Annotated in this window: 11 protein-coding genes; 4 read left to right on the top strand and 7 right to left on the bottom strand. The window is 59.1% G+C overall.

The features are described 5' to 3' along the window. Positions 1-528 precede the first annotated feature (528 nt). Genes GPA21_RS02535 through GPA21_RS02525 form a run of 3 tightly spaced genes read right to left on the bottom strand, consistent with a single transcriptional unit; the run spans position 529 to position 4420 of the window. Entirely contained in the window at positions 529-3033 is a 2505-nt protein-coding gene (locus GPA21_RS02535; protein ID WP_168986642.1) for a S8 family peptidase, read from the bottom strand. Beyond that, on the bottom strand, positions 3011-4069 hold the full coding sequence (locus GPA21_RS02530; RefSeq protein ID WP_246261708.1) for an AAA family ATPase: 1059 nt from the start codon (positions 4067-4069) through the stop codon (positions 3011-3013). The genes GPA21_RS02535 and GPA21_RS02530 overlap by 23 nt, the downstream gene beginning before the upstream one ends. 48 nt (positions 4070-4117) lie before the next feature. Continuing rightward, positions 4118-4420 carry a helix-turn-helix domain-containing protein gene (locus GPA21_RS02525; RefSeq protein WP_168986641.1) on the bottom strand — a complete coding sequence of 101 codons (303 nt, stop codon included), beginning with the start codon at positions 4418-4420 and terminating at the stop codon, positions 4118-4120. Positions 4421-4894: 474 nt separating this feature from the next. On the opposite strand from GPA21_RS02525, the gene GPA21_RS02520 reads away from it, so the two are divergent. After that, complete coding sequence (locus tag GPA21_RS02520) at positions 4895-5929, top strand: HD domain-containing phosphohydrolase (RefSeq protein ID WP_168986640.1); 1035 nt, start codon at positions 4895-4897, stop codon at positions 5927-5929. A gap of 54 nt (positions 5930-5983) precedes the next feature. Beyond that, complete coding sequence (locus GPA21_RS02515) at positions 5984-6598, top strand: hypothetical protein (protein ID WP_168986639.1); 615 nt, start codon at positions 5984-5986, stop codon at positions 6596-6598. On the opposite strand, the gene gloA is transcribed toward GPA21_RS02515, so the two are convergent. From gloA to ffh, 4 genes are read right to left on the bottom strand one after another with little or no spacing between them, the layout of a single operon-like run. Next, complete coding sequence (gene gloA, locus GPA21_RS02510) at positions 6582-6965, bottom strand: lactoylglutathione lyase (protein ID WP_168986638.1); 384 nt, start codon at positions 6963-6965, stop codon at positions 6582-6584. The genes GPA21_RS02515 and gloA overlap by 17 nt on opposite strands. 32 nt (positions 6966-6997) lie before the next feature. Then, the gene (locus GPA21_RS02505) at positions 6998-7759 is read right to left on the bottom strand and encodes a M48 family metallopeptidase (protein WP_211163385.1); all 762 of its coding nucleotides are present in this window, start codon (positions 7757-7759) and stop codon (positions 6998-7000) included. Then, positions 7756-8505 carry a competence/damage-inducible protein A gene (locus tag GPA21_RS02500; RefSeq protein WP_168986637.1) on the bottom strand — a complete coding sequence of 250 codons (750 nt, stop codon included), beginning with the start codon at positions 8503-8505 and terminating at the stop codon, positions 7756-7758. Before GPA21_RS02500 ends, GPA21_RS02505 begins: the two co-directional genes overlap by 4 nt. A 14-nt stretch (positions 8506-8519) precedes the next feature. Next, the gene (gene ffh / locus GPA21_RS02495; RefSeq protein ID WP_168986636.1) at positions 8520-9878 is read right to left on the bottom strand and encodes a signal recognition particle protein; all 1359 of its coding nucleotides are present in this window, start codon (positions 9876-9878) and stop codon (positions 8520-8522) included. A gap of 143 nt (positions 9879-10021) precedes the next feature. On the opposite strand from ffh, the gene GPA21_RS02490 reads away from it, so the two are divergent. Further along, entirely contained in the window at positions 10022-10855 is an 834-nt protein-coding gene (locus GPA21_RS02490) for a cytochrome C assembly family protein (protein WP_168986635.1), read from the top strand. Positions 10856-10874: 19 nt separating this feature from the next. After that, positions 10875-12164 (top strand): CNNM domain-containing protein, encoded by a 1290-nt coding sequence (locus GPA21_RS02485; RefSeq protein ID WP_168986634.1) that lies wholly within the window; start codon positions 10875-10877, stop codon positions 12162-12164. The last annotated feature ends 31 nt before the right edge of the window (positions 12165-12195 follow it).

Raw genomic sequence — 12195 nt, 5'->3', positions numbered from 1 at the left:
AAACACAAGGAGAACAGACACCACAACCCGAAACCGGAACCAACCCCGCGTAGCTATACTGTACGCATAAACCGGTGGGTCAGTTTTAGATGAAAACCCCGGGTCAGTTCTGCGTGGAAATCAACAAACACCTTGAAAGAGGAGGTGGCTGTAGCGACCTTTGGGATAAGCCCCCTTCAAGATGCGGTATACCTCTATGGGATTGACGTGAAACCACAGCATCGCCGAAAGGGCTACGCTTTGGGCTTTCTTGTATGGTTAAGCGAGGAATACAACCTGCCAATTACCCCTGTGCACATTGTTGGCAGCGCCAACAGCTTTTGGCATGCGGCACGCCAGCTTGGAGGAGGCAACCTAATAGTAAGAGATGAGCTTCGAGTCAGTGAGATGGATGAAGAAAAAGCTCGTTGGGCTCACTTAATCCCGGAACCAGAGCATATACGCCTCCAACGATTATGCGAGGCATCGCCGGACTGGAAGCCCTTGAAATAAACTTATTTCTGGCAGAAAAACCGACGCGCCAGCTCCTTACACAACGACAGCGACCTTGTTAGCTATGGCGTTATACAGATCCACCTCGGTCTGTTCAGTCCGGATGGACACGACAAGGCTGTATCGCGCTGGCAAGCTATAGCGCTCTAGTGCTGGACGTGTTCGCCACCACCCTGCCGCCGGGTACACCGCAAGAAAACCGCGACTAGCTAAATCGGCGGCCGTACCCTCCCATACATCCTGGTGCAGTGAGCCTCGATGTCGCTGCCTGTCGCCCAAGTACCAGTTAGGGTCGGCAGGATTGACCGGATCACCTTCATCCTCTCGCTGGGCAGCTGCATTGATGCGTGCAACAAAATCCTCTGTGGAAGCATCGAGGGGGCGCTGGACATCAAAGCGCAAACGATGGGATGGATAGTGATACTTGGATGCACTACCTCGCGTGGAGGGGTTAGGCTCAATGAAGTACGACAGCGTGACTCTCATCTGAACCTGTGCATCCTGCAACGCTTCCAATTCTGCGCGCGGCCACGGCAGCTCATGCAGGTTCATGTCACGACTCTTGACGGATTCACCCTTCTCTTTTTTGTATGGATGAAGCTCATCCTCAATTACAAGCGTCAGCGAATTATTTGCGCTCCATAACGCACGCTCTAAGTTGGGCTCTCCCCAGCCGCAATGCCTGATCAGTTGGGCATAGGATGCTTTATTAGCAGCACCTTCCGGCAGGTACATTGCTAGCATGCCATCGCTCCATTCAGCAGAGTGCACAATCAGGGCTCGGATCGTCTCAGGGCGCAGTGCTGGATACGCTACCGCAATTTCAGAGGCAATTTTGGCGCACAACGCCGAAGCGGCGCTGGTAGCATTGAAGGCTCGAAACAAACGCTCTTGCGGCCGATTGTTGGTTGATAGGAGTTGCAAGCTGTTCATCCCAATCGGTCCGAAGCCGTCATCCCCCAAATTACCACCTTCCAGAACAATATCGGGTTTTAGTGGCCAGGCCCTATCCCAAGAAGCTGATGTTGTCGTATAAGGACTAAGCCCGCCCTCTGGGGCCACCGCCTGATAATTCCGATGCTGAGTGTTCGTCTTACTTGTGCAAGCTCCGACGGTCAATGCGTTCCAAGCTTGACCGGGATCATGAACGAGATTGGTAGACAGGCTGGCCGGGTATTCAGCCCACGCCGCAGGGTCATCAGTATTACCTGCGGAAAGAATAAACAGCCGAGGAAACTGCCCCGCACCGTCTGGATCAGCCGCGAGACTATCGACCATGGCAGACCATGATGATGGGCGCCCCCTGTCTCGGTAATCGGATGCTGTCACAGCGGAGCAAAAGACCCGTTTACGGTGGGCGTGGGTGATTTCAGGTCGTGCCACTGCATCACTAAACAGTTGGGCATGCAGTGTGGCCGAACCTACGTTGGCACCTCCAGCAGCAACGAGCCGCACAGATTCCAGACGGTGTTCAATGCTGATCAAAGCTGACGATGCAACCGCCTCGGTCAAGTCACCATAGGCCGACAAGCCCGCCATCCCCGTACCGTGGTTAGCAGTGTCGTCCGTCAGCCCAGTTCGGTCGACAGTGTGCATGTCACCCGGCGCCATCAATGGCGAGAGCAATGGATGCCCACGGTTCACTCCCGAGTCGAGCAGACAGATACGAGGAACGGCATCACTATCGGAGGGGAAGCGCACCCGCTGTAACAATTCATCCTGCCACTCCCGCTGCTCGCCGACACCCATCTCATCGAAAAATTCTGCTGTTTCCTTAGCCCGCCTCAACTCAGCCACGCAATTGAGCGTCATAACCGAACCGGAGAACTGCCGTTGCGATGCATGCATCAGCACAACTGTTCTTTCAGGAAAGTGAACCTCTTGATCACTGACACGACATTCTGCAAGTCCGGCAAGTTTCCGAAAGTCCGCCAGAACAGCCTGCCGGTTTCCTCGAACTGGCAACCAAACTTCCCACCAGAAAGCTTCATCTGGATCGACCGGAAGTAACGTAGCGTCATCAGTCCACAACGCGCGCAACTCTGCTGCTCGTATTGCCTCAATTGTGTTCAGCAACGGCTTGTGGTCACGCGCGTTGCCGTTCCTGTCCTTCTTTTCCTCAAGATACTCAGTCACATACTTTTCAAAGTGAGCAAGCTTTCCATCTGGAACAAATACGTTGGCATAAGTGTACTCACCGTCCTGCCGCACACTCAGCAATTCAATTTTCTTGCTGTCATCCTTTCCGCGCTCCTCGGCCAAACTCTGGAAGGCGAGCTCCACATTGGGTTGACTAACAAACTGGATTTGAAGACCTATCCCGCTTTCAACCTCTTGCTGCCGCTGGTAAGCCGCAGCCGAGGTAGCCAGCGGCTTTAACGTGGCAAGCTGACGTTGAAGTGCTTGCCCATGCTGTTGACGCGGAAGCTCTGGAAGCGCCGGCTTTGAGCCTCCATTAGAAGAGTGTGCTGTGAATGGCTTGGAGGTGGATGTATCGCGCAGCAATAAATGAGGAAGCTTATCGCGAGGGGGTACCGGCATGAGCTGAAGAATCCCTGTTGGTTATTTTTTTACTGAGTTGCCGGCGCTCGGTCAATGCAACGCCTAGAGCCTCCGCCTTGACGCGATCTTCATCATGCATCAACGCTTCCTTGATAGCCTCGTCCACAGCTCGACGGATTTCCGCATAGCTCAAACCATCAGCTTTCTCAGTAACCTTCTTCATAGGAAATGGCTTAGGCACGAAGCGCCCCAAGCGTGAACGGATAAGGCTAGCCGCTTGATCTGCAGTTGGTAAGTGATACTCAATTACATCATCAAAACGTCTAAATAGGGCATAGTCCAGAATTTCAGGATGATTGGTCGCAGCCACAATCAGACTGTTTGATTGATCTTGCTCAATCATCTGCAGAAAGCTGTTAAGCACACGGCGGATTTCGCCGACATCGTTGGCAAGCCCACGCTGCGAGCCGATTGCATCGAACTCGTCAAAAAAGTAAACACCACGTACTTCCGTAACGGCATCGAAGACTTGGCGCAATTTGGCGGCAGTCTCGCCCATGAACTTGGTGATAAGTGCGTCCAGACGCACCAAGAAGAGAGGCAGACCGAGCTCACCTGCAAGTACCGATGCAGTCATTGTCTTGCCTGTTCCAGGAGGCCCCACCAACAGCAGTTTGCGACGCGGCGAGAGACCATGCTCCCGAATGCGGGCGAACATACGCTGCTCCTTCAAAATGCGCTCTAGCCGGGCATGGATACCAGCATCGAGCACCATATCCGCCAAGCGGTTCTCGGGATGACTGACATGCAGCAGATTCGCAACTTCACCCCGCGGGCGGGCCAATGGCACAGGTTGGCCTGCCCCCACCCCCAGGACACGACTCTTCGCTGCGTCGATCATGTCACGCAGTTCGACTGCTAGCTTGCCGTGCCCCACTTTCGCCTCATGCGCTGCCACCTGCATGGCGACGGAATAAAACTTTCCGTCATCCCGGTCGATGTGGGACTTCACAAGCGCCTTGAGTTGATCCGCGCTAGCCATGCTGTCCACCCGTATATTGTTTGCGGCGCCCATTGAGTATCACTCAGCCGGACACCGCACTCTAGACCTCTGGTCCAAGATTCAATCATTTGCGGCCTGCTCGGCAGGCATTGTCAGGGCTGCCATTGCAGACCTCGCCAGTTCACCGGACAGATGTTCATCAATTGCACCCATCTCCGACTTGTCCGACGCCAGAACAAAAAGCACACCGACTGGGACGTGCAATGCCTGGGCGATCCTGGTAATGGTCGACAACGTTGGATCTCGCTTGTTGTTCTCAAGCATCGAGAGGTACGACACAGAGCAGTTCGCCCGCTGGGCTACTTCGTTCTGCGAGGCACCTCGCTGCCTCCGACACAGGCGAATTGCACGCCCCACGTTCATTTCCGTTCGCCTCACGCCTCGTGACCAGCCAAATGCTAGCTAAATTTTACCACCAGTGAACCCTAAATGCAGCCTCAGCCGACTTACAACGGCTTGATCCCGGTACTTCTGCGGTACAGTGCTCAAGTCTGTCCTATTTCGCAAAACTGCGCTAAACTACTGACGCGCAAGTACTTTGTACTTGTTTGGATTACGCTCGCCTACGCTTGATTTTTCTAGGCATAGCGCGTTGGCGGCAAACTCATAATCGCTTGGTCGCGGGTTCAAGTCCTGCTGGGCCCACCATCCCCACCCCCGGTCCCTTCGACCGGGGGTTTCTTTTGTGCGATTGCGCCGCCCGGAATGGCCAGACTCGACAATTACCGCCTTCCAGAAATCGTCAGCGAATGAAAACCTTCTCGCGCGTGAACTCTGTTACGTTGACGATGCCGCTACACTGTCATTATGACGCTGTACCCGGCCAAGCAAACATCCATGCAAATCGCCATCATCGACGACATGCCGCTCAACCTTCTCCTGATGGAGAAGCTGGTCGCCCATGAAGCTGGCGCAATCCCGCACACTTTCGTAGACGCCTCGGAAGGCCTCAAGTGGTGTCTGGATAACGAGCCTGATCTCATCATCGTCGATTACATGATGCCAGGCCTCGACGGCCTCGAATTCATCAGTCGAGTCCGCGAACGTCACCCTCGCGAGGAAGTGCCGATTCTCATGGTGACCGCCAACAGCGAACGGACCACGCGTTACGAGGCGCTCTCTCGCGGGGCAAACGACTTTCTCACCAAGCCCATCGACAAACACGAGTTCGCGCCGCGCGTGCACAACATGCTCAAGCTGCGACAGGCGCACAAGCTCACCCGTGACCGGGCCGACATCCTCGCCGAGGAGGTCAGAAAAGCCACTGCCGACATTCTGCAGCGCGAACGAGAGACCATCGTACGCCTGGCACGCGCAGCCGAGTTCCGCGACCCCGAGACCGGTGCCCACATCCAGCGTATGGCCCGGTATTCGGCGCTGATCGCCGAACACCTGTCGCAACCGGGGAGCTTCGTTTCCGACCTCCTGCTCGCCGCGCCGATGCACGACGTCGGCAAACTGGGCATTCCGGATCACATCCTGCTCAAGACCGGCGCGCTCTCTCCCGATGAACGCGAGATCATGAAGCGACATACGACGATCGGTTACGACATCCTGAAGGACTCCGCATCGCGCGTCGTGCAACTCGGTGCCTCCATTGCACTGTCGCACCATGAAAAGTTCGATGGCACCGGCTACCCGAACCGCCTGAGCGGAAGGGACATCCCCCTCGAAGGACGCATCGTTGCAGTAGCCGACGTGTTCGATGCGATCAGCTCCAGCCGACCCTACAAGCAGGCGTGGCCAATAGAAAAGGCCGTCGACCTGCTTCTCGATGGTCGTGGCCGACACTTCGACCCGGACTGTGTCGACGTCTTCCTCGACAATCTCGACGACGTCATCGCCATACGCGACGAGTGTGCGGACGACTGAGACGCACCAAGCACGCGCCTACCCGCGTCCCGGTCGAGTGTAGTAGATTGACGCATGCGCTTTTCTTCGCAACCTACTCAAACACCGTTCGCAGGCACCGGCAGGCGGCGCGTCGTCAGCCCGACCATCATCGCGATCACCACCCTGCTGATCGTTGCGTACATGCTGATCGTGTCGATGGTTTATCGACATGTCGAGGAGACCCACCGGCTCATCCGCGCACAGGCAACCGAAATCGCTGCAACGGCCGCCGAGCTTGCCCGCTTCGAGGTCGCAGCCAACGACAGAGTCGCACTCGCCTTCCGCCTGGAAGCCTTCACCCGGTTTTCCCAAGTGCATGCGATGGTAATCATGGACCGCCGGGAACAACCTCTGGCTGCCGTGCAGCGAAACTCCGCCGGAAATCTGAGTGCTTCTCCGCATGCCACAATCGCACTCGAACGCCTGAATACTGGCGAATCGAGCCAGTCTGCACTGTCAAAACTCGATGACAGCTTCGTTGTCCGCGCCGCGATCGGCGAAATCGCGCCGATCGGCTGGGTCTATCTCGAGCACGACAATCGCTGGCTCCTGGCCGCACGAAAAGCCCTCGCGGCGGGAGTTGGCGGCGGCGCTGTATTACTCGCTGTGGCGATAATGCTGCTGTTGCGTCTCAGGCGCGCTCGATGAGTTCGATCTTGTAGCCGTCCGGATCCTCGACGAAAGCGATCACCGTAGTGCCGTGCTTCATCGGCCCGGCTTCGCGCACGACCTTGCCACCTCGGGTGCGAACATCCTCACAGGCCTGGGCAGCATCGGGCACCGCCAGTGCAATATGCCCGTAACCGTTGCCGAGCTCATACGCGTTGGTATCCCAATTGTGGGTCAGCTCCAGCACGGCGCCGTCGGCCTCGTCCTGATAGCCAACGAAGGCCAGCGTAAACCGCCCCTCGGGATAGTCCTGACGCCTCAGCAGGCGCATGCCCATCACCGTGGTGTAGAAGTCGATCGAGCGATCGAGATCGCCGACCCGGATCATCGTGTGGAGAATTCTCATTTTCTTACCGTTCGTGTTGTCAGGGAAAAGCCTCAGGCGTCGCCAGCGGGCGCCTCGGAGCCTGTATCGATCATGGGCAACTCCCGGCCTGCCTCGCGCAACTCGGCGCGCAGCGTACGCCAACCAGGACACAAGGCTTGAACCACGGACCAGAAACGCGGCGAGTGGTTCATCTCCACGAGATGCGCCACCTCGTGCGCGACGACGTAATCCGACAGTTCCGGCCGCAGGTGGATCAGGCGCCAGTGAAGGCGGATACCGCTCGAACTGCTGCAACTGCCCCAGCGGGTCCGCGCCGAGGACACGCGCACTGCAGGCATTGGCACGCCAAGTCGCAGGCAATACTCCTCCACCCGCCCGGTAAAGCGGGTAATCGCCCTCGCCTTGAGCGCGGCCACCAGCCGCTTGGGCACGTCGCCCGAAGACGGCAGCTTCAGCAGCTCGGCACCGTCGACATCCCCGGACCATTCGCTCCGACGCACGCCGGCAACCAGACGCAGGCGACAGGGCCTGCCCAGCACAGGCAGGGTGGCGCCATCGACCGGCTCGAAACGCACCCGATGTGCGAGCTGCGCGTGCCGTTCCAGCCGCTCCACCAGCCAGGCCTCATGCTGACGCATGAATCCCTCGATCTCGCCCAAGGGCGCCGCCACAGGCGCATTGACTCTTACGCCGCGCTCATCGACGTGAAGCGAGAACGTGCGTCGATGGGAGCGGCGAAGCAGATAATCAAGCTCACGCCCTTCAAGCGCAATGCAACGCGACTCGGGCGCGGACGGGCTGCGTCGGGTCAATCGAGCTCTCGCCAGGTGTAACCGCGGGCTGCGACCTCACGCCGGATCTCGGCCATCGCCGCCTCGACGCGCGCGCTCGGTCCTTTCATCCCCAGCTCGACCGAGCGACGCAACCCATCGCCGGCCACGGTCGGCAAGCTGAACAGGGTGGCGTCCGGGTACTCGATGGTGAGCCGCTCCATGAGATCGATCAACCGTCCCTCGTAGGCGTCTTCGACCGTGATTGCCCGCTCAATGTAGTCTTCGACGTGGTGATGATCCGAGTAGCAAGTATCGAGCACCCACTCCACCATCGGCCAGGCCATGACCGGGAAGCCGGGCACGAAATAGTGCTCGCGGATCGAGAAACCGGGAATCTGGTTATAGGGATTGGGGATAATCTCGCTGCCAACCGGGAACACCCCCATCTGCAGCCGATGCGGTGTGATCTCACCGCCAAAACGCTCGCGAATCGCCACCTCGGCCTCTGGGTGCAGGGCCAGTTCGACGCCGAGGGCGGCGGCCGCGCTCTGTCGTGTACGGTCGTCCGGCGTCGCACCTATGCCGCCAAAGCTGAACACCGGGTCCCCGGTGGCGAAGCTCTCGCGCAGCGTCTGCAGCAACATGCCCGGCTCGTCGCCCACATAGCGTGCCCAGGCAAGCCGCAGGCCACGCGCGCCGAGCAACTCGACGACCTTGGCGAGATGCTTGTCGGCACGGCGGCCGGACAGGATCTCGTCTCCAATGATGATGGCGCCGAACTTCATTGCAGTCCTCCGGCTCAGCGCGGCAAACCGGGCATCATGCCCTTGAGCCCACGCATCATCTTCTGCATGCCGCCCTTGGAGAACTGCTTCATGACCTTTTGCGTCTGCTCGAACTGTTTGAGCAGGCGATTGACCTCCTGCACCGACACCCCGGCACCGGTCGCGATACGCCGCTTGCGGCTGGCCTTGAGAATCTCCGGCTTGCTCCGCTCGGCAGGGGTCATCGAGTTGATGATGCCCTCGATGCGGCCGATCTGCTTCTCCTCGGCCCCTCCCTGGATCTGGCCGGCCATCTGCGCGAACTGGGCTGGAAGCTTGTCCATCATCGACGACAGGCCGCCCATCTTGCGCATCTGGGCGATCTGCTCCTTGAAGTCGTTCAGATCGAAGCCCTTGCCGGTCTTGAGCTTCTTGGCGAAATCGCGCGCCTTATCCTCGTCGACGCCGCGCCGCGCCTCCTCGACGAGACCGAGAATATCGCCCATGCCGAGAATCCGGCTCGCCATGCGCTCCGGATGAAACTCCTCGAGCCCGGAGAGCTTCTCGCCGACACCGGCAAACTTGAGCGGCTTGCCGGTGACATGGCGCACCGACAACGCCGCACCACCGCGCGAATCGCCATCGAGCTTGGTCAGCACTACCCCGGTGAGCGGCAAGGCTTCGTTGAAGGCCCGCGCGGTATTGACTGCATCCTGACCGAGCATGGCATCGACCACGAACAAGGTTTCCACCGGCTTGACGGCGGCATGAAGATCCTTGATCTCGGCCATCATCGCTTCGTCGATGGCAAGACGGCCAGCAGTATCGAGAAGCACCACATCGTAGTAATGGGTTCGCGCGTACTCCAGCGCCTTGCGGGCGATATCCACGGGTTTCTGATCTGCCGTCGACGGGAAAAAATCAATCCCGGCCTGGCCCGCCACAGTGCGCAGCTGCTCAATTGCCGCCGGACGATAGACGTCGGCCGACACCGCCAGCACCTTCTTTCTCATCCGGTCGCGCAGCAGTTTGCCGAGCTTACCGGTGGTGGTCGTCTTGCCCGCACCCTGCAGGCCTGCCATCAGGACCACGGCCGGGGGCTGGGCCGAGAGATCAAGCCCGGTGTGGGCGCCACCCATCAAAGCCTTCAGCTCGTCATGCACGACACCGACCAGCGCCTGACCAGGTGTCAGCGAACCAATGACCTCCTGGCCCACCGCCTTTTCCTTGATCCTGGCGATGAGATCCTTGACCACCGGTAGGGCGACATCGGCCTCGAGCAGCGCCATCCGCACTTCGCGCAGCGCGTCCTGGATGTTGTCCTCGGTGAGACGAGCCTGACCACGAAGGGTCTTGACGACTTTCGAGAGGCGTTGGGTAAGGTTGTCGAGCATGGTATCCGCTTGCTTGTATGGGGCCGAACAGACGTCGTCCATCGAGTCCCGACGTGACGACGAGGGTACGCGGACCGACACCCGCGCACTCGAGCATTCAAATTATCCAGATGAGCCCAGCCTGGAGTACACTTGGCTGATCTATGTACGTCATTCTACTTCATCTGGCTGCGGCCCTGCTCTATGGGACGCTCGGGTTCTGGTTCTGGCGCTCCTGCATGCGTGACCCTGCAGCTGGGCGGGTCCAGTGCATGTCGACCAACGAGCGCGCCATACTTCTTGGCGCACTCATCGTGCATGGGCTCGCGATTCACGCTGCGATGTTCCCCGGGGACGACATGCGTTTCGGCTTCGGGCTGGCGGTATCGCTCATCGTCTGGTTGGCGGTGTGCTTCTACTGGATCGAGGCTTTCTACGCACGGCTCGAAGGCCTACATGCGCTCGTTCTGCCCGCCGGCCTGATCGGGAGCCTGCTACCCGTCCTCTTCCCGGGGCCACATGTATTGATCAACGCGGCGTCACCCGCCTTTCGCGCGCATTTCATCATCGCAATGCTCGCCTACAGCCTGTTCACGCTCGCCGCCCTGCACGCCATGCTGATGGCAGTGGCCGAGCGGCAGTTGCACAGCGGTCGCCTTAGTCGCACGATCGCCAACCTGCCGCCCCTGTTGACGATGGAGTCACTGTTGTTCCGTCTCATCAGCATCGCTTTCGTGCTGCTTACACTCACCCTGGTTTCCGGCATCGTCTTCTCGGAAACCCTGTTCGGCAAGGCATTCCGGCTAGACCACAAGACCGTGTTCGCAATCACCTCGTGGCTGCTCTTCGGCGCCCTGCTGTTCGGACGACGGGTGTGGGGCTGGCGCGGACGGGTCGCGCTGCGCTGGACACTCGCCGGCTTCATCGCACTGGTACTCGCATATATCGGCAGCCGTTTCGTCATCGAAGTGCTGCTGGGTCGCGCCGGCCTGATCTGACAAGCGGAATCCGCGTTTTGTGAACACTCTGTCACTTAGCACACAGTTCGGCGCGCTCGTCGTACTGCTCGTGCTTTCCGGCCTGTCGTCGATGACCGAAACGGTCATGATGGCATCCAATCGCTATCGGCTGAAGGCACTGGCCGGCAAAGGCCACCGTGGCGCACGCCTCGCGCTCGACCTGCTCGCCAAGACCGACCGGCTGCTTGGCGTCATCCTGCTGTTCAACAATCTCGTCAATGTCGCCGCGGCCACGCTCGCCAGCGTCATCACCATCCATCTCGTCGGAGAAGAGGGCTGGGCGCTGGCCACTGGCACGGTGCTGCTGACCTTCCTCATTCTGGTCTTCTCGGAGATCACGCCAAAGGTCATCGGCGCGCACCATGCAGACCGGCTCGCACTGATCGTGAGTTATCCGCTCACCGCCCTGCTCAAGATCTCGTACCCCGCGGTCTGGTTCGTCAATCTCTTCGTGTCGGGGATACTGAAGCTGGTGCGACTACAGCCTACCGGGCAAGCGTCATCCCAGCTGTCGATAGAGGAGTTGCGCTCGATGGTACTGGAGTCCGGGCAGTACATCCCGCAAAAAAACCGCGACATCCTCGTCAACCTCTTCGATCTGGAACACATCACCGTCGAGGACGTCATGACGCCCCGCGGTGCGATCGAAAGCATCGACCTGCGTCTGCCCGCGGAGGAAATCCGCCAACAGATCGCCACCTGCTACCACACCAGACTGCCTGTGCTGGACGGTGACAACGAACAGGTGATCGGCGTACTGCACCTCCGACGCATGCTCGCTCAGTCGCTGGATGCCGGTTTTTCCGCCGAAGCCATTCGCGACCTGGTGGCCAAGCCCTATTTTATTCCGGCCGATACTCCGCTCTACTCCCAGTTGCAGTTCTTTCAGGAGAATCAGCAGCGTCTTGCTATGGTCGTGGATGAATACGGCGAGCTGCTCGGTCTCCTGACACTGGAAGACATCATCGAGGAACTGATCGGCAAGTTCACCACAAGCCTCCCGGATAGCAGCGACAGACTCTCGTGGGGTGAGGACGGCACGGTGATGGTCGACGGATCGCAGAACCTTCGCGAACTGAACCGCCGGCTGGGACTTGCACTCCCGGTAGCCGGCGCCAAGACCCTCAATGGCCTGATCCTCGAGCACCTGCAGGATATTCCCGAGGCTGATCTCTCGATTCGCATAAACGGCGTCGCGATCGAGGTCATCCAGGCCGAGGACAAGATGGTGCGCATGGCCCGCCTCTATCGTCCGAAAAGCACCCACGGCGCCCACCGCGAGATCTGAAGCCGCCTTCACTGCGCGGCCTATGCACTTT

Source organism: Azoarcus taiwanensis (assembly GCF_012910885.1).
GTDB classification, from domain to species: Bacteria; Pseudomonadota; Gammaproteobacteria; order Burkholderiales; family Rhodocyclaceae; genus Azoarcus_F; species Azoarcus_F taiwanensis.
This window is presented reverse-complemented; position numbering and strand designations above follow the sequence as displayed.

Coding starts and splice junctions, on each gene's coding strand:
- GPA21_RS02530 (WP_246261708.1), bottom strand. CDS start 4,069: ATGGGCGCCGCAAACAATATACGGGTGGACAGCATGGCTAGCGCGGAT.
- GPA21_RS02515 (WP_168986639.1), top strand. CDS start 5,984: ATGCGCTTTTCTTCGCAACCTACTCAAACACCGTTCGCAGGCACCGGC.
- GPA21_RS02500 (WP_168986637.1), bottom strand. CDS start 8,505: ATGAAGTTCGGCGCCATCATCATTGGAGACGAGATCCTGTCCGGCCGC.
- gloA (WP_168986638.1), bottom strand. CDS start 6,965: ATGAGAATTCTCCACACGATGATCCGGGTCGGCGATCTCGATCGCTCG.
- ffh (WP_168986636.1), bottom strand. CDS start 9,878: ATGCTCGACAACCTTACCCAACGCCTCTCGAAAGTCGTCAAGACCCTT.
- GPA21_RS02525 (WP_168986641.1), bottom strand. CDS start 4,420: ATGAACGTGGGGCGTGCAATTCGCCTGTGTCGGAGGCAGCGAGGTGCC.
- GPA21_RS02535 (WP_168986642.1), bottom strand. CDS start 3,033: ATGCCGGTACCCCCTCGCGATAAGCTTCCTCATTTATTGCTGCGCGAT.
- GPA21_RS02490 (WP_168986635.1), top strand. CDS start 10,022: ATGTACGTCATTCTACTTCATCTGGCTGCGGCCCTGCTCTATGGGACG.
- GPA21_RS02520 (WP_168986640.1), top strand. CDS start 4,895: ATGCAAATCGCCATCATCGACGACATGCCGCTCAACCTTCTCCTGATG.